Raw genomic sequence first — 21,517 nt, 5'->3', positions numbered from 1 at the left:
TGCCGGCCTCCTGGCCAGCCCGGGGCCGGTCAGGAGGCGAGGCCCGAGGCGCGCCAGGCCACGTCGGCCAGGCGGTCCTGGCCGGCGGCGTTGGGGTGGAACCAGTCCAGCGGGTTGACGAGGTCCAGGTCGAACCGCACCCGGTGCACCGCCCCGCCGTCGTAGCGGCAGCGTGAGCCGTACGCCTTGCAGGCGGCGGCGAGCTGGGCGTTGTAGTCGTCGATCCGCTCCCGGACGGCCGCCCGGCGGGCCCGGTCCAGCGGGTCCGTCGAGGCCGGGTCGGCCAGCAGTGCCGGGCAGACGCCCCGCTTCCAGGCGCGGACCGCCCGGGCGTCGGTGTGCCCGACCTCCCAGAGCCGGTACAGGTCCGGGATGCTCACCACCAGCACCCGCGCCTTCGGCCGGCCCTGCCGCAGCACCCGCAGGCCCCGGTCCACCTCCGCGCGGAACCGCGTCACGGGCGTCATCGCCTCGATGCCGCCCCGGCACACGTCGTTGGCCCCGATCAGCACGGTCACGTGGTCGACGCGGTCGCGTACCGCCTGCTGGGCCTGTCCCTCCAGTGACGCCGCGCGCGCTCCCGGGCGGGCGTGGTTGTAGGCCCGGCCGCGGATGGCGGGGGTGCGGTCGAGCAGCCGGCGGTAGAGGCTGTCCACGCGCAGCCCGTCCCCGGTGGACCACGAGTTGCGCTGGCACGAGGTCAGCACCAGGCAGGAGCCGAAGCCGGTGCTGATCGAGTCGCCGAGCGCCGCGATGCCGCCGGACGCGCCCGGCGACGGCGTCTCGCGTGGCGGGCGGGAGCCGGGGTCCCCGCCGCCCTCGCAGGCGAGGGCGACCAGTGCCAGCAGGCAGGCGACGGCGGCGACCCAGCGTCGAGGCATCTCTTCCCCAGTCCCGCAGCGGAGAGCAACAGCGCGGTAACTGTACGCGCGGGTCGGGGTGCGGTCACCCGCTGCTGTCGGCTATGCGGCACAGCCCTGTTCCGCCGCGCCTCGACCTGCTACTGGCAGCCCGCCTGCGCGGCGGGCGACGGGGCGTCAGCGGGCCGAGCGCCACGGCGGGCGCTGCCCGTGCAGCCACCAGTGCAGGGACGCCGTGATCCGGGGCAGCACCAGGTAGGTCATTAGCGGGGTCAGCGTGAGGGTCATCAGCAGCACCCGGGCGGCCAGCGGCACGTCGGGGAGGAACTGGCTGGTCAGCAGCGTCGCGGTGAGGCTGAGCGGGAAGAAGGCCAGCCAGATCGTCACGGCCTGCTTCCAGCGCGGCGGGGACGGCGGCGGCACGGTGGGATCGGCGCTGACCGGCACCGTCTCGACGACGTGCTCCCGCGGCGGGTCGAACCAGCCCTCGATCCCGGTGCGCCGCTCCACCCGGGTGTGCTCCACGATGCCCTGCGCCGAGGAGAGCCACCAGTGCCGCTGCGGCGACTCCTCCCACCGGCGCAGCGTCTCGTGGTCCGCGAAGCGGTAGATGATGTGCCACTCGCCGGAGCCGGGCGCGCTGCGTACCCAGCCGGACCCGAGGAAACCCGGGAACGCCTCGGCCAGCGCCGTGCCGGCCCGCATCCAGGCCACCATCTCGCTGGTCCGGGCGGGATCGGTGCGCCGCGCGACGGCGACGGTCACCGGCAGGGCGTGGGTCATGGTCATGCCGACCATCCTCCCCGGCCACGGCGGGATCCGGCGGCTCATGGCGCCCGGGTGTAACGCACCTTACCGGCGGCGTGACGCGGCCCACGCGGCCCGCGGCGGGGGGCCGGGGTGGCCGCAAAGCGGGTTAAGCCGGCCGATCGGGGGTAGGTCCGTGCAATGACGAGATCGCAGCCCCGGCGCGCCCGTGGCACGGTCGGCCACGCCTACAGCGCGCTGAACATGCGGCTCCTGCTCGCCGGGTTCGGGCTGGTCACCATGGCCGTGTTCGCGGTGCTGGCGTTCCGTGCCGACCTGGTGTGGCTGGGGGTCCTCTGCGTGGTCTTCGCGGTGGTCGCCGTGGTCGACCTGATCATCATCCAGCGCCGCCGTGCCGCCCGCCGCCGGGAGGAGCCGGGCGCCCGCCACTCACTCTTCGAGTGACAGGAGTACGAGATGCCCATCGCGACCACCAACCCCGCCACGGGACAGGTGCTCAAGAGCTACGACCCGATGCCGGCCGAACAGATCGACGCCGCCATCGAGCGCGCCGACCTGGCGTACCGCCAGCTGCGGGGCACCACGATCGCGCAGCGCGAGCGGTGGCTGACCGCGGCGGCCGACCTGCTGGAGGCCGAACGCGACGAGACCGCCCGGCTCATGACCACCGAGATGGGCAAGACGTACGCGGCGGCCAAGGCCGAGGTCACCAAGTGCGCCACCGCCTGCCGCTTCTACGCGGCGAAGGCCGCCGAGTTCCTCGCCGACGAGCCCGCCGACGCGACGGCGGTCAAGGCCACCCGGGCGTTCGTCCGCTACCAGCCGATCGGGCCGGTGCTCGCGGTGATGCCCTGGAACTTCCCGCTCTGGCAGGTGATGCGCTTCGCCGCGCCGGCGCTGATGGCCGGCAACACCGGCCTGCTCAAACACGCCTCCAACGTGCCGCAGACCGCGCTGCTGCTGGAGGACCTCTTCCGTCGCGCCGGCTTCCCGGAGGGGGCGTTCACCACGCTGCTGGTCGGCTCGGCCGAGGTCGACCGGGTGCTCAGCGACCCCCGCGTACGCGCGGCGACGCTGACCGGCAGCGAGGGCGCCGGCCGCTCGATCGCCCAGATCGCCGGCCGGGAGCTGAAGAAGACGGTGCTGGAGCTGGGCGGAAGCGACCCGTTCGTGGTGATGCCCTCGGCGGACCTCGACCGGGCCGCCGAGGTGGCGACCACCGCCCGCTGCCAGAACAACGGCCAGTCCTGCATCGCCGCCAAGCGGTTCATCGTGCACGCCGACGTGTTCGACGCCTTCGCCGAGAAGTTCGCCGCGCACATGTCGGCCCTGCGGGTCGGCGACCCGATGGACCCCGACACCGACGTCGGCCCGCTGGCCAGCGAGGGCGGGCGCGACGAGATCCACGCCCAGGTGCGGGACGCGGTCGACAGGGGCGCCACGGTGCTCTGCGGCGGCGAGCCGCCCGCCGGCCCCGGCTGGTTCTACCCGCCGACGGTGGTGACCGACCTGAGGCCGGAGATGCGGATGTGGTCCGAGGAGGTCTTCGGGCCCGTCGCCGGCCTCTACCGCGTGTCGTCGTACGACGAGGCGATCGAGGTGGCCAACGGCACCTCCTTCGGGCTCGGGTCGAACGCCTGGACCCGCGACCCCGAAGAGCAGGAGCGCTTCGCCACCGACCTGGACGCCGGCAACGTGTTCGTCAACGGGATGACCACGTCCTACCCGGAACTGCCCTTCGGCGGGGTGAAGAACTCCGGGTACGGCCGGGAGCTCTCCGCGCTGGGCATGCGCGAGTTCTGCAACACCAAGACCGTCTGGGTGGGCGAGGGGGCCGCCACGGCCGGCGCGGGCGCGCACGCCGAGTAGCAGCGCCCGGGCGCGGCCGGGCGGGGGGCAGCTTTAGCCGGACACCGTCACGGGTACGGAGTGACGCCATGACGGTGTTCGGCTTCCACGCGTCCCACGAGCAGATCCATCCCCGCGCCCTGCTGGACGCGGTGGTCCACGCCGAGCGGGCCGGCTTCGACGCCGCCATGTCCTCGGACCACTTCTCGCCCTGGAGCGGGCGGCAGGGCCAGTCCGGCTTCGCCTGGTCCTGGCTCGGCGCGGCCCTCCAGGCCACCAACCTGCCCTTCGGCGTGGTCAACGCGCCCGGCCAGCGCTACCACCCGGCGATCGTCGCGCAGGCGATCGGCACCCTCGCGGCGATGTACCCGGGCCGGTTCTGGGCGGCGTTGGGCACCGGCGAGGCGAGCAACGAGCACATCACCGGCGACGGCTGGCCGCGCAAGGACGTCCGCAACGCGCGGCTGCGGGAGTGCGTGGACGTGATCCGCGCGCTGCTGGCCGGCGAGGAGGTCAGCCACGACGGCCTGGTCCGGGTCGACCGGGCGAAGCTGTGGACCCGGCCGGAGCAGCCGCCGGCGCTGATCGGCGCGGCGGTCAGCGTGGCCACCGCCCGCTGGTGCGCCGAGTGGGCGGACGGGCTGATCACCGTGAACGCGCCGGCCGCGCACCTGCGGCAGATGATCGAGGCGTACCGGGGTGCCGGCGGGCGCGGGCCGCTGCACCTGCAGGTGCACCTGAGTTGGGCGCGGGAGCAGGCCGAGGCCGAGCGGCTCGCGTACGACCAGTGGCGCAGCAACGTCTTCGCGCCGCCGGTCTGCTGGGACCTGGACACGGCCGAGCACTTCGACGTGGTGTCGGAGCAGGTGCCGATGCAGCGGGTCCGCGAGGTCGTCAACGTCTCCGCCGACCTGGGCCGGCACGTCGGCTGGCTGGAGGAGTACCTGGACCTCGGCTTCGACCAGATCGCCCTGCACCACGTCGGGCAGGAGCAGCGGGCCTTCGTCGACACGTTCGGGGCGGAGGTGCTGCCGAAGCTGCGCGGCGTCGGGTGAGCCGAGCGGGCCATAGGCTCGTAACTCATGGAAGCTCTGTTCGACGTCGTCGTCTTCCTCGCGATCGCGACGCTGGGTGCGGCGCTGGCCCGGAAGCTCGGGCTGCTCGCGCCGATCCTGCTCGTGGTGCTCGGCCTCGCCCTCGCCTTCGTGCCGGGCTTCCCGCAGGTGCGCCTCGACCCCGAACTGGTGCTCGTGGGCATCCTGCCGCCCCTGCTCTACGTCGCCGCACTCGAGACCTCGGTGCCGGCGTTCCGGCTCAACCTGCGGCCGATCCTGCTGCTCGCCGTCGGGCTGGTGCTGTTCACCGCGTTCGCGGTCGGCCTCGTCGTACACCTGATGCTGCCGGCGGTGCCGTTCGCGGTCTGCCTGGCCCTCGGCGCGGTGGTGGCACCGCCCGACGCGGTCGCCGCCACCGCGGTGGCCCGCCGCATCGGGCTGCCCCGACGGGTCGTGACGATCCTGGAGGGGGAGAGCCTGCTCAACGACGCGACGGCGCTGGTGCTGCTGCGGGTCGCCACCCTGGCCAGCATCGGTGCCGCCGTCGGCGTCACGGAGGTGGCCGTGGAGGTCGTCACGGCCACCGGTGGCGGCATCGTGGTCGGCGTGCTCGGCGCGGTCGTCTTCGGCTTCCTGCACCGGCACATCACCGACCCGCTGCTGGACAACGCGCTGTCGCTGATCATCCCGTTCGCGGTCGCCTTCGCCGCCGAGGAGATCCACGCCTCCGCGGTGGTCGCGGTGGTGGTCACGGGACTGGCGCTCGGGCACCGGCTGCCCCGGCTGATGTCGGCCGCGTCCCGACTCCAGGTCGGTGCGTTCTGGCGGTTGACCCGGTTCCTGCTGGAGGGCCTGGTCTTCCTGCTGGTCGGCCTCCAACTGCCGGAGGTGCTCCGGGAACTCGACGAGCCGGCCGGATTCCTGGTCGCGATCACCGCGGCGGTGCTGCTCGCCGTCTTCCTGACCCGGTTCGTCTGGCTCTTCCCGGCCACCTACCTGGCCCGGCTGGTGCCCAGGATCCGTCGCCGGGAGTCCCCGCCGTCGCCGCGCTATCCGATCGTGCTCGGATGGGCCGGCATGCGCGGCGTGGTCACCCTGGCCGCCGCCCTCGCCCTGCCGCTCACCCTCGCCGACGGCCGGTCCTACCCGCGCGCGCTGTTCATCTGGCTGGCCTTCGCGGTGATCGTGGTGACCCTGGTCGGCCAGGGCGCCACCCTGCCGCTGGTGGCTCGCCGGATGCGGCTGCCGCCCGACGACCCGGTGCAGGACGCGCTCTCGGCCGCGGGCGTGCAGCAGCAGGCCAGCCGCGCGGCACGGGAGCGCCTCGACGCGCTCGCCGACACCGCCCCCGCGCCCGTGGTGGAGCGGCTGCGTCGGGCGCTGGACGAGCGCACCAACCTGGCCTGGGAGCGCCTCGGCGGCACCGCGCGGGAGACGCCGTCCCAGGCGTACGGTCGGCTGCGGCAGGAGATGATCGACGCAGAGCGGGAGGTGTTCCGGGACGCCCGGGACTCCGGCCGCATCCCCGAGGAGGTGCTGGTGCGCGCCTACCGGGAGCTGGACCTGGAGGAGTCGTTGCTGCGGCGGGAGGTCGTGGAGTGAGTTGTCAGCACCTGACCGAAGCGGGCGCCGCCGTGCCGGAGAGCACCGACGTCTGCCCGGAGTGCGTGGCCATCGGCAACGAGTACTGGGTGCACCTGCGGTCCTGCCTCACCTGCGGGCACGTCGGGTGCTGCGACTCCTCGCCGTACCAGCACGCCTCGGCGCACTTCGCCGCCACCGCGCACCCGGTCATGCGGTCGATCCAACCGGGGGAGACCTGGCGCTGGTGCTTCGTGGACGAGGAGATCGGCTGAGCCCGCCCGGGGTCAGGGCAGGCGGCGGGCGAGGACCTGCCCGGGCCACGGGTCGCGGCCCGGTCGCTCGACCGTGAACGGTTCGGTGGGGGTGAAGCCCTGCCGCTCGTACCAGCGGACCAGCGCGCCGTCCCCGCCCGCGTAGCAGTCGACCCGGAGCAGGCTGAGCCCGTGCCCCCGGGCCAGCTCCGCGGCATGGGCGAGAAGGCGGCCACCGATCCCCGAACCGCTGTGCGCCCTGTCGGTGACCAGCAGGTTGACGTACAACTCGGGCTCGGTGGCCGGCGGCACGTAGTCCGTCGCCGCGCCCACCACCAACGCCCCGACCGGCCGGTCACCGAGCATCGCCAGCCACAGCCCGCCGCCCGCCGACCAGGCGTCGGCCTGCGCGATCCGCCGCGGATCGGTCGACGCCGGCTCGGTGCCCCACTGGCCGGTGCGCCCCCGCGCCACCAGCCAGGCGGTCGCGTCGTCGAGCAGCCGCAGCACGGCGGGCGCGTCGGCGGGGCCGCCGGGACGCAGGGTGATGCTCCGCTCGGTCATGGTGGGCATCGTGCTACAGCGGTGTGCGTCGATTGCTGCCGCGGTCGTGCGTCGAGTGGCAGCCGGTTGCGCCATTCCGCGACGATCGCCCCCCCGCAGCCGCTCGGCGAACGCTGTCGAGCTGCCCCACCCATGGGACCAACCGTGCCCACCCCTGCCCATCTGCGCGGGCAGCTCGACAGTCCCGTGTCACCTGCCCCGGCCCCGGCGCTCCGCTCAGGGGCGTCAGGGCCGCCGGGCGTCGGGGGCGTCGGCCCCGGCCGGGGCTCCGGGGCCGCCGGCCAGCGCGGCGAGCCGCTCGGTGGCCAGGCAGGAGACCAGGCAGCGTTCCTTGCGGTCGCCGGCAAGCTGGGCGGTCCAGTCCGTGAAGCCGCCGTCGCCGAGCTCGACCTCGTTCCCGCCGTCGCCCGCGGTGATCCGCAGCGCGGCGTCCACGTAGTAGCCCCGGCCGCGCCGGCGCTCCGGCTCGTCCACCAGCGGCACGGTGGACGGGCCGAGCCCCGGCCGGACGGTGTCCGCGATCCGCTCGCCGACGACAGGGCTGTCGAGGACCGTCAGGCGTAGCCGCGCCGACGCCTGCGGCACCAGGGTGGCGAGCACTGTCCGCCAGTACGCCAGGTGCAGCGTGAGCAGCCGCGCCTGGGTGCTGCCCGACCCGCTGTCACGGGCGCTCGAGACCAGCGCGAAGAGCCGGAAGTGCGCCGAGAATCCGGGCCCGAAGTCCTGCGCCCGCAGCACCCGGTGGCAGGCGGCCAGGTGCACCGTGCCGTCGGCGGGCTGTTCCCGGCGGCGCACCGCGGCCTCGATCGCGAGGGCGTTGGTGGGATCGCTCAGCACCTCGGTGAGCCGCAGGGTGGTGACGATCCGGTTCTGGCTCACCGGCGCGACCGCGGCGCAGGTCCCGAGCGGCGCGACGGGGGAGAGGTCGACGCCCGTGACGTCGGCGGGCAGCAGGTCCCACAGGCGGGCCTCGACCCCGGACAGCACCCGCGGGTCGACCGCCGCCGGCCGGGTGAACCGGTCCGTCCGCCAGCGGCGGACCAGGTCCGCCGGGCGTGCCGCAGCGGCCCGGTCCCGGGCCACCGCCAGCAGCAGCGTGCGCAGGTCCGCCGGGGCCAGGCGGGCCAGCGCGGCGCGGGCACCGTCCGGCAGCCGCCCCCACACCCGCCGCTCCGCGTCGTCCATGCCGGCCACCATCTCGTACGCCCCGGGCCCGGTCCACCGATATCTGCGACGGCGTCCGGTACGTGGTGGCCTTCCGTCGGTGCGGCGGCGCGCGACAGTGAGATTCGCCGCGCGACGCGCCGAGGTGCTGATCTCCTAGAGACAACTGCGCCCTCGGCCTGGCAGGCTGCCACCCATGACCCTGAAGCTGCGTTCCGTGGGAACGAGCGACCGTGGGCTGATCCGCAGTGGGAACCAGGACGCCCTGCACGCCGGCCCCTGGCTCGTCGCCGTCGCCGACGGCATGGGCGGGATGGCGGCCGGCGACCTGGCCAGCGCGATCGCCATCGAGGCGGTCGCTCCGCTGGACGTGGAGACCCCGGAGGACGCGCTGGTGGCCGCGCTGCAGAGCGGCATCGAGCTGGCCACCGCGCGGATCCGCCAGGCGGTCGCCGAGGACCCGGAGCGGCAGGGCATGGGCACCACCCTGACCGCCCTGCTCTTCGCCCGGACGGGCAGCTGCCTGGCCCTCGCCCACGTCGGCGACTCCCGTGCCTACCTGTTCCGGGAAGGGGTGCTCAAGCAGATCACCCGGGACGACACGTTCGTGCAGATGCTCGTCGACCAGGGGGTGATCACCCCCGACCAGGCCAGCAGCCACCCCCGCCGGGCCGTGGTCACCCAGGCCCTGCAGGGCGACGAGGTCTCCCCGGCGTACGCGACGATGGTGCCCTGGCCCGGCGACCGCTGGTTGCTGTGCAGCGACGGCCTGTCCAACGTGGTCCGCCCGGACACGCTCGCCGAGGTGCTCGCCGAGCACCCGGACCGCGCGGAGTGCGCCCGCAGGCTGATCGACCTGGCGCTGCGCGCCGGCGGGCCGGACAACGTCACGGTGGTCATCGCCGACGTGGTGGAGGAGTAGCCCGGCTCAGCGGCGGCGCGGGGTGGCGTGCCGGGTGGGCTGGGCCGTGGTCGGGTCCTCCGGCCACGGGTGGCGCGGGTAACGGCCGCGCAGCTCCGCCCGCACCTGCGGATAGCCGGTGCGCCAGAACGACGCCAGGTCGGCGGTGACCGCCACCGGCCGCCCCGCCGGCGAGAGCAGGTGCAGCAGCACGGGCACCCGGCCGTCGGCGATCCGCGGCGCGTCCCGCCAGCCGAACGTCTCCTGGAGCTTCACCGCGAGGACCGGCGCCGCCGGGTCGGCGTAGTCGAGCCGGATCCGGGAACCGCTCGGCACGGTGATCCGCTCCGGCGCCACCTCGTCGAGCCGGGCCGCCAGCGCCCACGGCAGCAATCGGCGCAGCGCGCCCGCCACGTCGACCCGGGCCAGGTCGGCCCGGCGGCGGGCGGCGGCCAGCTCCGGGCCGAGCCAGGCCGGCGCGTCGGCGAGCAGCGCCTCGTCGCCCACGTCGGGCCAGTCGCCGCCGAGCGCGTGCCGGCAGAACGCCAGCCGCCCGCGCAGCGCCCGCGCCGCCGGGGTCCAGGTCAGCAGTCCGAGACCGGTGCGGCGCAGGCCCGTCAGCAGGGCCGCCGCCACCTCCTCCGCCCCGGGCCGGACCGGCCGCTCGGCCAGCTCGATGGCGCCCAGCCGCACCACCTCACGCGCCACCACGTCCTCGCCGGACCAGCCGACCTCCCGCTCGGCGCGCAGCAGCGGCCCGCCCGCCTCCCGGGCGGTCGCCTCGTCGAGCGGGGTCGCCAGCCGCACCCGGGCGGCCGGCGCGCCGGGGGAGCGGTCCGCCACCGCCACCGCCAGCCACCCGGCGCCCGCCAGCCCCGACCCGGGCGCCAGCTCCGCCGCGGTCCCGCCGCTCATCAGGTACGCCGAGCCGCCCGGCCGCCGCGCCCGGGACAGCCGCTCGGGGTGGGCCAGCCCGACCAGCAGCCCGGCGGCGAGGTCGTCGGTCAGGTGGTCCTGGCCGGGGTTCCCGGTCGGGCCGAGGTCGTCGGCCGGCCGCGCCCGGCCGGTGCTTCCGCCCGTCGCCGGGTCGGAGTCGTCGGCCGGCCGCGCCCGGCCGGTGCCGGCCGCCGGCGCCGGTCCCGAGGGGGCCGGGGGCAGGGCGGCGCGCAGGCGGCGTACCTCCGCCCGCCAGCGGGCCGTGGCGCCCGGGTCCGCGCCCGCGCGCAGCCGGCGCCACGCGGCGGTCAGGTCGTCGCCCGGCCCGGCGACGGTGTCCTCCGCGAGCAGCGCCACGACCTCGGCCGCCCGGTCCGCGCCCACCCGGGCGGCCCCGTCCAGCAGCGCCCGGGCCAGCCGGGGATGCGCCCCGACGGCGGCGATCGAGCGGCCCCGGTCGGTGATCCGGCCCTGCGCGTCGACCGCGCCGAGGGTGGTGAGGGCGTCCCGGGCCACCGTCATCCCCGCGGCCGGGGGCGGGTCCGGCAGGGCCAGCCCGGCGCCGTCGGGCGAGCCCCAAGCGGCGAGTTCCAGGGCGAACCCGGTCAGGTCGGCGGTGGCGATCTCCGGCTCCGGTTGCGCGGCCAGCCGTTCGTGTGTGGCCGCCGACCAGCAGCGGTAGACGTGCCCGGGCGCCTCCCGGCCGGCCCGGCCGGCCCGCTGGGTCGCCGCCGCCCGGGACACCGGCACGGTGACCAGCGCCCCCAGGCCTCGGGCCAGGTCCATCCGGGCCACCCGGGACAGCCCGGCGTCCACCACCACCCGGACCCCCGGCACCGTCAGGCTGCTCTCCGCCACCGAGGTCGCCAGCACCACCCGCCGCCGGTCGGCCGGCCGCAGCGCCGCGTCCTGGTCGGCGGCGCGCTGCCGGCCGTGCAGCGGGAGCACGGCGACCGTGTCGCGCAGGTCGGCCAGCCGGGCCGCGACGGCGGCGATCTCGCCGGCCCCGGGCAGGAAGACCAGCACGTCCCCGTCGTGCTCGCGCAGCGCCCGGCGCACCGTCGCCGCGACGTGGTCGAGCAGGCCCCGGTCGACCGGGCCGGCACCGGGCGCGGCCACCGGCCGGGGCGGCGGCGCCCAGATCCGCGTCACCGGGTGCAGGGCCGAGGAGGCCCGGACGACCGGCGCGGCACCGCCCGCTCCGCCGAGCAGCGCGGCGAACCGGTCCGCCTCGGGGGTCGCCGACATCGCCAGCAGCCACAGGTCGGGGCGGAGCGCGGCCCGGGCCTCCACCGTGAAGGCGAGCGCCAGGTCGGCGTCGAGGTGCCGCTCGTGGCACTCGTCGAGCAGCACCGCGCCCACCCCGGCCAGCTCGGGGTCACGGTGCAGGCGGCGGACCAGCAGGCCGGTGGTGACCACCTCGACCCGGGTGCGCGCGCCGGACCGCCGCTCGCCGCGCACGGCGTACCCGACCCGCTCGCCGACGGGCTCACCGAGCAGCGCGGCCATCCGGCGTGCCGCCGCCCGGGCGGCCACCCGGCGCGGCTGGGCGACCAGCACCCGGCCCGCCACCTCGTCGGCCACCGCCAGCGGGGCCAGGGTGGTCTTGCCGGTGCCCGGCGGGGCCACCAGCACCCCGGCGCCGGCCGCGCGCAGCGCCGCGACCAGTTCCGGCAGCACCGGCCGTACGGGCAGGTCGAGGGGCACGTCCGAAAGCACGGCCCAGTCTCGCACCGCCGGCCGCGGCCCGGTCGGGGCGTACCCGTGGATGCCGGCGGCGAAGGCCGGCGCCGGGAACGCCAGGCACCGGCCCGCGCCGGTCGCCGGCCGGTGCCACGGGTCGGACGCGGCGAGGGCCGGACCCGCCGGCCCGGCCCTCGCCCACCATTTCCTAGTACGTGCCGTCGAGCTGCCCCCGCAGCTTGGTCAGCGCGCGGGCCAGCAGCCGGGAGACGTGCATCTGCGAGACGCCGACCTGCTCGGCGATCTGCGACTGCGTCAGGTTGCCGTAGAACCGCAGCGTGAGGATCTTCTGCTCCCGCTCGTCGAGGGTGGCCAGCGCCGGGCCGAGGGCGACCCGCAGCTCGGCCAGCTCGAACTCGCCGTCCTCGCCGCCGAGCATGTCGCCCAGCTCCGTCGCGCGGTCACCGTCGCCGGTGGGCGTGGAGAGCGAGACCGCGTTGTAGGCCCGCGCGCCCTCCAGGCCCTCCAGGACCTCTTCCTCGGTGAGCTTGAGGTGGGCGGCGATGTCGGCGACCGTCGGCGAGCGGCCGAGGGTCTGCAGCAGCGAGCTGTTGGCGTCGGAGATGGCCAGCCGCAGCTCCTGGAGGCGGCGCGGCACCCGGATGTCCCAGGTGCGGTCGCGGAAGTGCCGCTTGAGTTCGCCGATGATGGTCGGGATGGCGTAGCCCGCGAAGTCGACGCCCCGCGACGGGTCGAACTTGTCGATCGCCTTGATGAGGCCGACGGCGGCGGTCTGGGCCAGGTCGTCGGTGGGCTCGCCGCGACCGCTGTAGCGGTGGGCGAGGTGGTTGGCGAGCGGCAGCCAGGCCTCGATCGCCCTGTCGCGCAGGGCGGCGCGGGACGGGTGGTTGGCCGGCAGCGCGGCCATCGCGTTGAGCAGGTCGGCGGCGCTGTCGGTGAGCGCCCGCGGGTCGAGCTTCTCGGTGGTGCCCGGGGCCGCTGTGGTCGCCTGCTCGCTGATCGTTGGCGCGGTCATGGGTGGTCCTCCCTGCACCTCGTCCGCGGATAGAAAGACGTGACGCTTTGGTTTAGCTTCAGATGTCCGTTCGGAAGTCACCTTAGCCCGATCGGTCTGACGAAATCTAGCCGAAAGTACGATGTACTTAGGTGATTTTCCCTATCAAAGGCCCTAAAAGGGCAAAATCCCATCGGATTGTGAGTCGGCTTACGCGATGCGTACGGTCAGCCGGCGTGGGCCGGACATCGACGCATCGACATCTGGCGGGCCATGCCGGTCGGCCGGGCGGCCCCGCGGGCGCGGATGACCGGCCGCCAATGTCGGCTTTCCGTCGTTGTCCTATGGACGGGACCGGCCGTAGCGTGCGGTTACATCCTTCCGGAGGTGCCGTGCTCGACCCCGTCGCTCCCCAGCTCGTCGTGAACAGCCGCACGCTGTTCTTCAGCTGGCTGCCGGCGGACCCGCAGGCGGTCGCGGCGCTGGTGCCCCCGGGGCTGACCCCGTGCCCGGACCGGCAGGTCTTCATCAACCAGTACGTCGTCGACGACGAGAGCCAGACCTCCGGCTTCGGTGCCCACTCGCTGACCTACCTCGGGGTGTGCCTGGCCGGCGTCGACGCCCCCGGCGGGGCCAGCCTCGGCGGCTGGTGGACGCACTACGTGACCTCCAGCGAACGGGTCCGCGACTACGCCACCGCGCGCGGCGCGCCCGCCGTCGCCGGCCGCACGAGCATCGAGTGCCGGGGCGAAACCCTGGTCGCCGAGACGGCGATCGGCGGCACCCCGCTGATCCGCGCGCGCTGCCAGGTCGGTGAGACGGGGCAGACGATCAGCAGCGGCCACCACCGGTACTTCACCGGCCGGGACGGGGAGCTGCTCAGCGCCGTGTACCCGTTCGTCGCCGAACCGGTCGACCCGTTCGTGATCGACTCGGTGGAGTTCCTGGACCCGGGGCACCCGCTCTATGCGCTACGTCCGGAGAATCCGCTCACGATCGGCTTCGGCTTCTACTCCCCGCGCGCCTCGTTCGCCTACCCCGGCGGCCTGACCGTCTACACCCCGGAGACCGACGGCACGTCCCGGGTCGCCGGGCCCGTACGCGCCCGGGCCGCCGCGGTCTCCGTGCCGGCCTAGCCCCTCACCAGGTGCCGGCCCGACGCGCCCGCAGCGGCCGGCCGTCGGGGTCGTAGACCAGCCGGTACGCCGGCAGCGCCCACGCGCGGGTGTACCAGGGCAGCCGCTCCGGCCGGTGCGGCAGCAAGCGGCCCGGCGGCCGGGGACCGACCCGCCCGGAGTCGTGCCACCGCCGCAGCGCGTCGGCGGCGGCGGTGATCGCCGCCACGGCGTCGGCGGGGTCGATCAGGTCGGCGTCCTCGCCGCCCCCGGGGTCCCGGTCCAGATGCTCGCGCCACAGGCGCAGCCGCAGGTCCCGGGCGAAGACCCGGGCCCCGTCGCCCAGGCCGCCCGGGTCCGTCGGCGCCCGCCCGTCCCGGGTCTCGTCCAGCACCGCGCAGGAGAGCTCGCTGTCGTGGGTCCAGGACCGGCGGTTGAAGTTGTCGCTGCCGACGCTGGCCCAGACGTCGTCGACCACGCACACCTTGGCGTGCACGTACACCGGCGTGCCGGCGTGGTTCTCCAGGTCGAAGACGTGCACCCGGTCCGGGGCAGCCCGCTCGCACAGCGACAGCGCCTGCTCGCGGCCGACGGAGTTGGGCGGCAGCGCCAGCCGGCCGTCCACGTCCGGATAGCGGGGGACCACCGCGACCAGGTGCAGGTCGGGGCTGTCCCGCAGCGCGCGGGCGAACAGGTCGGCCACCTCCGTGGACCACAGGTACTGGTCCTCCAGGTAGATCAGCCGGCGGGCCCGGCGGACCGCCTTGGTGTAGCCGCGGGCCACCGTACGCTCGCCGTCCGGGGCGAAGGAGTAGCGCGGGCGGACCACCGGGTAGGTGCGCAGCACCTGTACGTGGTGCGGGCCGCAGGGCGGCGGGTCGGCCGGCTGGTCCGGCAGCGGGTCGGGGCGCAGGTCCGAGCCGCGCAGCCGGTCTCGCAGGTAGGCCAGGGGGTTCTCCGAGTCCAGCGGCATCGGGTCGGTCCACCGTTCGCGGAAGGCGGTGTCCAGCGCGCCCACCACCGGCCCCCGCACCGCGAGCTGCACGTCGTGCCACGGCGGGTGCTGCCCGTACCGGGCGGACATCTGCACGACCTGCCGGTCGCCCCGGTGGCCGGCGTCGTCCCGCCGGCTGTGGCACAGGTCGATGCCGCCGGCGAAGGCGACGTCCCGCTCCGGCGCCCGCGGGTGGCGCAGCACCACCAGCTTCTGGTGGTGCGAGCCGCCCCGGCGGACCCGCTGGTCGAGCAGCACCTCGCCGCCGGCGGCGGAGATGGTCTCGCTGAGGTTGCGGTTCTCCGCCTCGCTGTAGGCCAGCGCGTCGAGGTGGGAGCGCCAGATCAGGCCCTTGACCACCACGCCGCGCTGGGCGGCCTGCGCGAAGAGCTGGGCCACGGTCGGCCCGTCGGGGCGCAGCAGTTGGTCCGGGTCGCCCCGCCAGTCGGTGAAGAAGAGATGGTCGCCCGCCTCCAGCGCCGACACCTCGTCGACCAGCCGGTCGAAGTACGCGGCACCGTGAATTAACGGCTCCGCAAGGTTTCCGCTGGTCCAGACGGGTAACTCTGAGACCGGGTTGGCGCGTTCCCGTGCGCTGAGGAACCAGTTGCGCGGTCCCACCGTTCCAACCCCCCGAGGTCGACAACGTCCTCACGGTAGGACCCCCGTCGCGGGTCCGCATCCCGGCCGGCGCCCCCGGCGACCGGTCGGCCGACCCCCGACGCCACCCGACACGACGCGAGCAACCGAGGAGGCAACACCATGCCCGGCGAGACGACGAACTCCGTGCCCGAGTACCGCGAGCAGGCGGTGGAGAGCGAACGGGGTGCGCTGGTGGCGGTGTTGCTCATGGTGATCCTGGGCGTCGCCGGCATCTTCGCCGTCTCCTGACGCCACGCGCCGCCGTCGGGCGGCGGCACCGCACTCGACGCGCCGGTGGCGCCTCTGGTCGTCCGCCGGAGGCGCCACCGGCCGCGCCTGCGCTCAGGGCCGGGGCGCCTGGCCGTCGGTATGCGGCAGCCGCTCGGCCGGGACGACGCCGAGCCGGCCGGCCTGGAAGTCCTCGACCGCCTTGAGCAGCTCGTCGCGGGTGTTCATGACGAACGGGCCGTAGTGCGCCACCGGCTCCCGGATCGGCTCGCCGCCCATGATGTAGAGGTCCAGCGCCGGGGTGTGGCTGTCCTGGCGGGCGTCCGCCGCGAAGGTCAGCGCGTCGCCCGGGCCGTGCACGGCGAGCTGGCCCGTGTGCACCGGCCGCCCGTCGGTGCCGACGGTGCCGCGGCCGCCCAGCACGTAGACCAGGGCGTTGAAGTCCGGCCGCCACGGCAGGTCGACGCGCGCGCCCGGCTGCACGGTCACGTGGGTGATGGTGATCGGGGTGTGGGTGGAGCCCGGCCCCCGGTGCCCGGCGACCTCTCCGGCGATCACCCGGATCAGCGCGCCGCCGTCCGGCGTGGTGAGCAGCGCCGCCTCCTTGCCGCGGATGTCCTGGTAGCGGGGCGGGCTCATCTTGGCGACCCGGGGCAGGTTGACCCAGAGCTGCGTGCCGTGGAACAGCCCGCCGCTTGTCACGAGGTGCTCCGGCGGCGCCTCGATGTGCAGCAGGCCGCTGCCGGCCGTCATCCACTGGGTGTCGCCGTTGGTGATGGTGCCCCCGCCGCCCTGCGAGTCCTGGTGGTCCATGATCCCGTCGATCATGTAGGTCACGGTCTCGAAGCCGCGGTGCGGGTGCCAGGCGGTGCCCTTCGGCTCGCCCGGCGCGTAGTCCACCTCGCCCATCTGGTCGAGGTGGATGAACGGGTCCAGCTCGGTCACCGGCACGCCGGCGAAGGCCCGGCGGACCGGGAAGCCCTCGCCCTCGTAGCCGCTCGGAGCGGTGGTCAGCCGGCGGACCGGCCGGAACGCGGTGGACTCGTCGAGCCGGGGCAGGCGCGGCAGGACGAGCACGTCGTCGACGGTGATGGCGGGCATCGGAGGCTCCTCAGTTGTCGGGGTGCGGGGTCGACGCGTCGCGGTCCGCGCGCAGGCGCCGGCCGAGCCGCTCGAAGATCCGGGTGAGGCAGGCGACCTCGGCGTCGTCGAGGTCGTCCATCAGGTGGGCGCGCACCGACCTCAGGTGGTGCGGGGCGGCTTCGCGCAGGGTCAGCAGCCCGGCGGCGGTGAGCACGGCCTCGCTGCCGCGGCGGTCCTCGGGACAGGGCTCCCGGGCGACCAGGCCGCGCCGCTGCATCGACGAGATCTGGTACGTCAGGCGGCTCGGCGAGAAGACCAGGCGCCCGGCCAGCTCGCCCATCCGCAGCCGCTGGTCCGGCGCCTCGGAGAGCAGGACGAGCACGTGGTAGTCGGCGAAGCTGAGCGCGCTGTCGGCGCGCAGATCCTCCTCCAGCCGCGTGAACAGCCGCTGGCTGGCCTCGATGTATGCCCGCCAGGCGGCGAGTCGGGGGGCGTCCAGGCTCTCGGTCACGCCGCTACAGTAGCACTCTTCATAATTTAACTAGTGGGGTGTGGGCGCGGTTACCGCCGCTGTCCGGAACGGGTACTCCAGCTTTGAAAGACAGCGCCGGAAAACCCGAGTGGCGGGGTGCGCGGGTGTGTCAGACTCCGGCGTCGTGGACCATCTCGAACTGACCGCCCCGGGCCTGCTGCTGCGTCCGTGGCGGGAGGCGGACGCGCCGGCGGTCCTCGCCGCGCTGCGCGAGCCGGCGATCGCCCAGTGGAACCCCCCGGCGGGGCCGGTCGACGGGGAGGCGGCGCTGGCGTGGGTGCGTCGCCGGGCCGACTGGTCCGCGGGGGACCACGTCTCCCTGGCGGTCGCCGACCCGGCCGACCCCGCCAGGCTGCTCGGCTCGGTGTCGCTGTTCCGGATCCACGACCGGAACGCCTCCATCGGCTACTGGACGGTGGCCGCGGCGCGCGGTCGCGGCGTCGCCTCCAGGACCGTCGTCCGGCTCACCGGGTGGGCGTTCGCGGCGCTCGGGCTGCACCGGATCGAGCTGTGTCACGCCGTGGCCAACCCGGCCTCCTGCCGGGTGGCCCAGCGGGCCGGTTACCTCGCCGAGGGCACGCTGCGGGAGTCCTACCGCTACGGCGACGGCCGCCGCTACGACGAGCACCTGCACGCCCGCCTCGCCACCGACCGCTGAACAACGCCCCGCGCCCCGCCCGCCGCCCATCCGGGCCCGGCAGATACCCGCCCGCCGCCGGGCGGGACGTCACCGGGCGGCGGTCGCCCGGGTCCGGACGTCACCGGGTCTGCGGCGACGCGGTGAGGTGCATCCGGCCGACCAGTTGCCGAGCCTGCTCGGCGAACTGCGCGTCGACGATGACCGCGTACTGGCCGGCGCGCAGCGAACTGGCGGAGGTGAAGTCGCGCTGCCCGCCGGTCATCGCGTACGTGACCGCGCCGAACACCGCCCCCCAGATCGCGCCGACCACCAGCGCGACCAGGATGATCGCGATCCAGTTGTCGCCCGCCGTGAAGATGCCGAACAGCAGCCCGACGAAGATCCCGAACCAGGCACCCGTGCCGGCGCCCAGCAGCGCCGCCCGGCCGGTGGTCATCCGGCCGAGCACCGTCTCGACCAGGGTGAGGTTCGTGCCGACGATGGCGGTGTGCTCCACCGGGAAGCGGTTGTCCGCCAGGTAGTCCACCACCCGCTGGGCGGACGGATAGTCCGGGTACGAGCCGATCGTCACGGTGGGCGGGCCCATCTCCGGACCGTGCCCGTCGCCGGCATGGGCGGCCGGCCGACCGGCGGGACCGGACGGGAGGGTGTCGCCGCCAGGCATGCCGGGCCGCCAGCCCGAGGTCCCACTCGACGGTGTGCTCATGAGCCTCCTCCTTCGTCAACCGCCCGCGTTCCCGCCGCCGTCCACGGGTAACGCCGCCGGGGGCGCGGACCGCACCCGGCGGGCCGGCCCGGTTCGACAGGACGCCGCGTCCGGCCGGTCCTCCCCGGCCGGTCCGCTGTGGCGGTCACCGGCGGCCGGGACGGGGTCAGCGGCCGGCGTCGCGCAGGTACGCCGAGGTGGCCTCGTCCGCCGGGAAGAACGACTCGACGGACAGCTCCTCGACCGTCACGTCGAGGGGGGTGCCGAAGGTCGAGACGGTGCTGAGGAAGGAGAGCTCGCCGCCGGGACGGCGCAGCCGCAGGGGCACCACGACGTCACCCGCGCGGGGCAGTTCGGCGGCCGGATCAGCCGACCCGCCCGGGTAGCCGCGCAGCTCCTCGTGGAGCGCGGTCAGCTCCGGGTCGGCCGTCAGTCCCAGGTGCCGGCGCAGCCGGCCGAGCAGATGGTCGCGCCACTCGGCGAGGTTGACGATGCGGGGGGCCAGACCCTCGGGGTGCAGGGTCAGCCGCAGCGCGTTGACGGGCGGCCGGAGCAGGTGCGTCGCGACGCCCTCGGTGAGCAGCGGCAGGGCGGCGTTGCCGGCGACCAGGTTCCAGAGCCGGTCCACCGCGACCGCCGGGTACGGCTCGTGCGCGCGCAGGACTCGGCGTACCGCGTCGAGGACCCGGCGCAGCTCGGGGGAGTCCAGCGGCGCGTGGGAGTAGACCGGGGCGTACCCGGCGGACAGCAGCAGCCGGTTGCGGTCCCGCAGCGGCACGTCGAGGTGCTCGGCCAACCGCAGCACCATCTCCCGGCTCGGCGTCGCGCGGCCGGTCTCCACGAAGCTGAGGTGCCGGGTGGAGATCTCCGCCTCGACCGAGAGGGCGAGCTGGCTGAGCCCGCGCCGCTCCCGCCACTGCCGCAGCAGCGCCCCGACCGGCGCCGACCGCCCCTCGACCACCTCGGCAGCGCCCACGTTCCGATCCTATGGCCGGGGGTGGACGGGCGGTGGGGGCCGGCACCGCCGTCGCGGAGAATGGGGGGATGCGTCTGGTGATCACCGCCGACACCCACGTGCCGGCGCGGGCCAAGGACCTGCCGGCGCCGCTCTGGGCGGCCGTCGACGCCGCCGACGTGGTGCTGCACGCGGGAGACTGGGTGGACGAGGCGCTGCTCGACGCCCTGGCCGCCCGGGCCCGCCGGCTCGTCGGCGTGTACGGCAACAACGACGGGCCGGCGCTGCGCGCCCGGCTGCCGGAGGTCGCCCGGGTGGAACTCGACGGACTGCGGATCGCGGTCGTGCACGAGACCGGGCCGAAGGCCCGGCGCGAGGAGCGCTGCGCGGCCCGCTTCCCCGACACCGACCTGCTCGTCTTCGGTCACTCGCACATCCCCTGGGACACGGTCGCCCCGGGCGGGCTGCGCCTGCTCAACCCGGGCTCGCCGACCGATCGGCGCGCCCAGCCGTACGCCACCTTCGTGACCGCGCGGGTGGCGGCGGGGCGGCTCGACGAGGTCGAGTCGCACCGCCTCCCGCCGCGTCACTGACCGCGGCCGGTCTCCTCCTGAAGCTCGTCGATCCGCTTGGACGCCTCGGCCTTCGTGAGCCCCTCCGGCAGGTCCTCGCCGGCCTCGCGGGCCAGCGTGGCCAGGTACGACTCCTGCGCCGCCGTCGGCGGCTCCTCGCCGGTGACCCACTCGTCGGGGTCCTTGATCGCGCCCTGCGGATTGGCCCGGGTGCTGTCGCGGTCCGCCATCATCTCCACCTTTCCTCGAACAGACGTGCCAATACCCCGCCCCGGGCCGATCCATGCGGCGGCCCGGACGGGGTCCTGTCGTCCGCCGGCGATCCGGCTCGGACCCCCACCCGTCCCGCCGTCCCGCCGGCCTGCCGGGGCGGCCTTCGCGCGCCGACATGCCCGGGTCGATCTCGTCCGCCCGCCGGGCGTCGGGGCGCATACGATCACCCGGTGAGCGCGGACCGGGCGGGTGTGGTGGAGGTCGGCGCCGGCATCGCCGGGGTGGCCTGCGCGACGGAACTGGTCCGCGCCGGCGTGCCGGTGGAGATCCGGGAGCGCGCCCGGGTGGCCGGTGGCCGGCTGGCCAGCCGCCGCTTCGACGGCCGGCCCGCCGACACCGGCGCCGCGTACCTCACCGTCAGCGATCCCGCCTTCGCCGAGGTGGTCGAGGGGTGGCGCGCCGCCGGGCTGGCCCGGGAGTGGACCGACACCTTCGTCGCGTACGGCGCCGACGGCCGGCGCGAGGTGCCCGGCCCGATGCGCTGGGCGGCGCCCCGGGGGCTGCGGTCGCTGGTCGAGCACCTGGCCCGGGACCTGCCGGTGACCGTCGACCGGCTCGTGCTGGGCGTCGAGCCGGGGCCGGTGGTGGACGGACGGGCCTGCGAGGCGGTGGCCCTGGCGATGCCGGGGCCGCAGGCGGCCCTGCTGCTCGACCCGGCCCTGGACGCCGCCACGCGGGTCGTGCAGGCGCAGCGGTGGTCGCCGTCGCTGGCCGGGGTTCTGCGCTTCCCGAGTCGCCGGTGGGCCGCCTTCCGGGGCGCGTTCGTCAACGACCACCCGCTGCTGAGCCTGGTCTGCGACGACGGCGACCGGCGCGGCGACGGCGCGCCGGTGCTGGTCGCGCACACCACGCCCGGGTTCGCCGCCGGCCACCTCGCCCAGCCCACCGGCGCCGGGCCGGCGATCGAGGAGGCCGTCCGGGACCTGCTGGGGCTGCCCGAGCCGGCGGAGCACGTGCACGTGCACCGCTGGAGGTACGCGAAGCCGACGGCCGGCCGGGGCGGCACCTACCACCTGGACGCCGACGGCGTCGGGCTGGCCGGCGACGCCTTCGGCGAGCCCCGGGTGCAGAGCGCCTGGCTCTCGGGCCGCGACCTCGGCCGCGCCCTGGTCGCCCGCCTGACCTGACCGCCCGCCCCGGACCTCGGG

The 21,517-nt window shown here is 75.5% G+C and carries 23 protein-coding genes; 11 read left to right on the top strand and 12 right to left on the bottom strand.

From position 1 onward, the window contains the following. Positions 1-29 precede the first annotated feature (29 nt). Entirely contained in the window at positions 30-881 is an 852-nt protein-coding gene (locus tag ACZ6O2_RS18700; protein ID WP_466023670.1) for a GDSL-type esterase/lipase family protein, read from the bottom strand. Positions 882-1,037: 156 nt separating this feature from the next. Beyond that, on the bottom strand, positions 1,038-1,649 hold the full coding sequence (locus ACZ6O2_RS18695) for an antibiotic biosynthesis monooxygenase (RefSeq protein ID WP_466023669.1): 612 nt from the start codon (positions 1,647-1,649) through the stop codon (positions 1,038-1,040). 159 nt (positions 1,650-1,808) lie between these two features. Here ACZ6O2_RS18695 and ACZ6O2_RS18690 point away from each other — a divergent pair, with 159 nt between their 5' ends. From ACZ6O2_RS18690 to ACZ6O2_RS18670, 5 genes are all read left to right on the top strand, one after another. After that, positions 1,809-2,072, top strand: coding sequence for a DUF6343 family protein (locus tag ACZ6O2_RS18690; RefSeq protein WP_350682876.1), 264 nt, complete (start codon positions 1,809-1,811; stop codon positions 2,070-2,072). 12 nt (positions 2,073-2,084) lie between these two features. Next, positions 2,085-3,497 carry an NADP-dependent succinic semialdehyde dehydrogenase gene (locus ACZ6O2_RS18685; protein ID WP_466023668.1) on the top strand — a complete coding sequence of 471 codons (1,413 nt, stop codon included), beginning with the start codon at positions 2,085-2,087 and terminating at the stop codon, positions 3,495-3,497. A 68-nt stretch (positions 3,498-3,565) separates the two neighbouring features. Then, a complete protein-coding gene (locus ACZ6O2_RS18680) occupies positions 3,566-4,531 on the top strand; it encodes a TIGR03885 family FMN-dependent LLM class oxidoreductase (protein WP_466023667.1) in 966 nt (321 codons plus the stop codon). A 27-nt stretch (positions 4,532-4,558) separates the two neighbouring features. Further along, on the top strand, positions 4,559-6,133 hold the full coding sequence (locus tag ACZ6O2_RS18675; protein ID WP_466023666.1) for a Na+/H+ antiporter: 1,575 nt from the start codon (positions 4,559-4,561) through the stop codon (positions 6,131-6,133). Further along, positions 6,130-6,387: a UBP-type zinc finger domain-containing protein gene (locus ACZ6O2_RS18670; RefSeq protein WP_350706375.1), complete on the top strand. Its 258-nt coding sequence runs from the start codon at positions 6,130-6,132 to the stop codon at positions 6,385-6,387. Before ACZ6O2_RS18675 ends, ACZ6O2_RS18670 begins: the two co-directional genes overlap by 4 nt. A 12-nt stretch (positions 6,388-6,399) precedes the next feature. Here ACZ6O2_RS18670 and ACZ6O2_RS18665 read toward each other — a convergent pair whose 3' ends face one another. Both ACZ6O2_RS18665 and ACZ6O2_RS18660 read right to left on the bottom strand, forming a co-directional pair. Next, the gene (locus tag ACZ6O2_RS18665; protein ID WP_466023665.1) at positions 6,400-6,930 is read right to left on the bottom strand and encodes a GNAT family N-acetyltransferase; all 531 of its coding nucleotides are present in this window, start codon (positions 6,928-6,930) and stop codon (positions 6,400-6,402) included. A gap of 225 nt (positions 6,931-7,155) precedes the next feature. Then, the gene (locus ACZ6O2_RS18660; RefSeq protein WP_466023664.1) at positions 7,156-8,115 is read right to left on the bottom strand and encodes a hypothetical protein; all 960 of its coding nucleotides are present in this window, start codon (positions 8,113-8,115) and stop codon (positions 7,156-7,158) included. A 175-nt stretch (positions 8,116-8,290) separates the two neighbouring features. Between ACZ6O2_RS18660 and ACZ6O2_RS18655 the strand changes: the two genes are divergently transcribed. Further along, positions 8,291-9,016 (top strand): PP2C family protein-serine/threonine phosphatase, encoded by a 726-nt coding sequence (locus tag ACZ6O2_RS18655; RefSeq protein WP_350706369.1) that lies wholly within the window; start codon positions 8,291-8,293, stop codon positions 9,014-9,016. Positions 9,017-9,022: 6 nt separating this feature from the next. Here ACZ6O2_RS18655 and ACZ6O2_RS18650 read toward each other — a convergent pair whose 3' ends face one another. After that, positions 9,023-11,650: an ATP-dependent RNA helicase gene (locus tag ACZ6O2_RS18650; RefSeq protein ID WP_466023663.1), complete on the bottom strand. Its 2,628-nt coding sequence runs from the start codon at positions 11,648-11,650 to the stop codon at positions 9,023-9,025. A gap of 172 nt (positions 11,651-11,822) precedes the next feature. Further along, complete coding sequence (locus ACZ6O2_RS18645) at positions 11,823-12,650, bottom strand: SigB/SigF/SigG family RNA polymerase sigma factor (protein ID WP_350706365.1); 828 nt, start codon at positions 12,648-12,650, stop codon at positions 11,823-11,825. Between the two features lie 371 nt (positions 12,651-13,021). Between ACZ6O2_RS18645 and ACZ6O2_RS18640 the strand changes: the two genes are divergently transcribed. Further along, positions 13,022-13,765, top strand: coding sequence for a hypothetical protein (locus ACZ6O2_RS18640; RefSeq protein ID WP_350706363.1), 744 nt, complete (start codon positions 13,022-13,024; stop codon positions 13,763-13,765). A gap of 4 nt (positions 13,766-13,769) precedes the next feature. Here the strand turns inward: ACZ6O2_RS18640 and ACZ6O2_RS18635 are convergent, their stop codons facing one another. Then, entirely contained in the window at positions 13,770-15,359 is a 1,590-nt protein-coding gene (locus ACZ6O2_RS18635; protein ID WP_466023662.1) for a phospholipase D family protein, read from the bottom strand. Positions 15,360-15,500: 141 nt separating this feature from the next. On the opposite strand from ACZ6O2_RS18635, the gene ACZ6O2_RS18630 reads away from it, so the two are divergent. Then, positions 15,501-15,629 carry a hypothetical protein gene (locus tag ACZ6O2_RS18630; protein ID WP_350706359.1) on the top strand — a complete coding sequence of 43 codons (129 nt, stop codon included), beginning with the start codon at positions 15,501-15,503 and terminating at the stop codon, positions 15,627-15,629. Between the two features lie 93 nt (positions 15,630-15,722). On the opposite strand, the gene ACZ6O2_RS18625 is transcribed toward ACZ6O2_RS18630, so the two are convergent. Next, positions 15,723-16,709, bottom strand: a complete 987-nt coding sequence (locus ACZ6O2_RS18625; protein ID WP_350706357.1) for a pirin family protein — start codon at positions 16,707-16,709, stop codon at positions 15,723-15,725. A gap of 10 nt (positions 16,710-16,719) precedes the next feature. Beyond that, positions 16,720-17,202 carry a MarR family winged helix-turn-helix transcriptional regulator gene (locus ACZ6O2_RS18620; protein WP_350706355.1) on the bottom strand — a complete coding sequence of 161 codons (483 nt, stop codon included), beginning with the start codon at positions 17,200-17,202 and terminating at the stop codon, positions 16,720-16,722. A 145-nt stretch (positions 17,203-17,347) separates the two neighbouring features. Between ACZ6O2_RS18620 and ACZ6O2_RS18615 the strand changes: the two genes are divergently transcribed. Continuing rightward, complete coding sequence (locus ACZ6O2_RS18615; RefSeq protein WP_350706354.1) at positions 17,348-17,881, top strand: GNAT family N-acetyltransferase; 534 nt, start codon at positions 17,348-17,350, stop codon at positions 17,879-17,881. Positions 17,882-17,981: 100 nt separating this feature from the next. Here ACZ6O2_RS18615 and ACZ6O2_RS18610 read toward each other — a convergent pair whose 3' ends face one another. Together ACZ6O2_RS18610 and ACZ6O2_RS18605 are read right to left on the bottom strand one after the other, a co-directional pair. Continuing rightward, complete coding sequence (locus ACZ6O2_RS18610; RefSeq protein ID WP_466023678.1) at positions 17,982-18,449, bottom strand: YflT domain-containing protein; 468 nt, start codon at positions 18,447-18,449, stop codon at positions 17,982-17,984. A 286-nt stretch (positions 18,450-18,735) separates the two neighbouring features. Then, entirely contained in the window at positions 18,736-19,545 is an 810-nt protein-coding gene (locus ACZ6O2_RS18605) for a helix-turn-helix domain-containing protein (RefSeq protein ID WP_350706350.1), read from the bottom strand. Between the two features lie 68 nt (positions 19,546-19,613). Here ACZ6O2_RS18605 and ACZ6O2_RS18600 point away from each other — a divergent pair, with 68 nt between their 5' ends. Then, a complete protein-coding gene (locus tag ACZ6O2_RS18600) occupies positions 19,614-20,117 on the top strand; it encodes a metallophosphoesterase family protein (protein WP_350706348.1) in 504 nt (167 codons plus the stop codon). Here ACZ6O2_RS18600 and ACZ6O2_RS18595 read toward each other — a convergent pair. Next, on the bottom strand, positions 20,111-20,326 hold the full coding sequence (locus tag ACZ6O2_RS18595; RefSeq protein ID WP_350706346.1) for a DUF3072 domain-containing protein: 216 nt from the start codon (positions 20,324-20,326) through the stop codon (positions 20,111-20,113). The genes ACZ6O2_RS18600 and ACZ6O2_RS18595 overlap by 7 nt on opposite strands. 234 nt (positions 20,327-20,560) lie before the next feature. On the opposite strand from ACZ6O2_RS18595, the gene ACZ6O2_RS18590 reads away from it, so the two are divergent. Then, on the top strand, positions 20,561-21,496 hold the full coding sequence (locus ACZ6O2_RS18590; RefSeq protein WP_466023677.1) for an NAD(P)/FAD-dependent oxidoreductase: 936 nt from the start codon (positions 20,561-20,563) through the stop codon (positions 21,494-21,496). Positions 21,497-21,517: the final 21 nt, after the last annotated feature.

This window comes from Micromonospora sp. NPDC048040, assembly GCF_055587185.1.
Note: the sequence above shows the minus strand (reverse complement) of the source record. Positions and strands in the feature narration are given on the sequence as shown.

Bases quoted from the DNA above. Each gene is read 5' to 3' on its own strand.
- ACZ6O2_RS18700 (WP_466023670.1), bottom strand. From the start codon at position 881: ATGCCTCGACGCTGGGTCGCCGCCGTCGCCTGCCTGCTGGCACTGGTC.
- ACZ6O2_RS18695 (WP_466023669.1), bottom strand. From the start codon at position 1,649: ATGACCATGACCCACGCCCTGCCGGTGACCGTCGCCGTCGCGCGGCGC.
- ACZ6O2_RS18690 (WP_350682876.1), top strand. From the start codon at position 1,809: ATGACGAGATCGCAGCCCCGGCGCGCCCGTGGCACGGTCGGCCACGCC.
- ACZ6O2_RS18685 (WP_466023668.1), top strand. From the start codon at position 2,085: ATGCCCATCGCGACCACCAACCCCGCCACGGGACAGGTGCTCAAGAGC.
- ACZ6O2_RS18680 (WP_466023667.1), top strand. From the start codon at position 3,566: ATGACGGTGTTCGGCTTCCACGCGTCCCACGAGCAGATCCATCCCCGC.
- ACZ6O2_RS18675 (WP_466023666.1), top strand. From the start codon at position 4,559: ATGGAAGCTCTGTTCGACGTCGTCGTCTTCCTCGCGATCGCGACGCTG.
- ACZ6O2_RS18665 (WP_466023665.1), bottom strand. From the start codon at position 6,930: ATGACCGAGCGGAGCATCACCCTGCGTCCCGGCGGCCCCGCCGACGCG.
- ACZ6O2_RS18660 (WP_466023664.1), bottom strand. From the start codon at position 8,115: ATGGACGACGCGGAGCGGCGGGTGTGGGGGCGGCTGCCGGACGGTGCC.
- ACZ6O2_RS18655 (WP_350706369.1), top strand. From the start codon at position 8,291: ATGACCCTGAAGCTGCGTTCCGTGGGAACGAGCGACCGTGGGCTGATC.
- ACZ6O2_RS18645 (WP_350706365.1), bottom strand. From the start codon at position 12,650: ATGACCGCGCCAACGATCAGCGAGCAGGCGACCACAGCGGCCCCGGGC.
- ACZ6O2_RS18630 (WP_350706359.1), top strand. From the start codon at position 15,501: ATGCCCGGCGAGACGACGAACTCCGTGCCCGAGTACCGCGAGCAGGCG.
- ACZ6O2_RS18625 (WP_350706357.1), bottom strand. From the start codon at position 16,709: ATGCCCGCCATCACCGTCGACGACGTGCTCGTCCTGCCGCGCCTGCCC.
- ACZ6O2_RS18610 (WP_466023678.1), bottom strand. From the start codon at position 18,449: ATGGGCCCGCCCACCGTGACGATCGGCTCGTACCCGGACTATCCGTCC.
- ACZ6O2_RS18600 (WP_350706348.1), top strand. From the start codon at position 19,614: ATGCGTCTGGTGATCACCGCCGACACCCACGTGCCGGCGCGGGCCAAG.
- ACZ6O2_RS18595 (WP_350706346.1), bottom strand. From the start codon at position 20,326: ATGGCGGACCGCGACAGCACCCGGGCCAATCCGCAGGGCGCGATCAAG.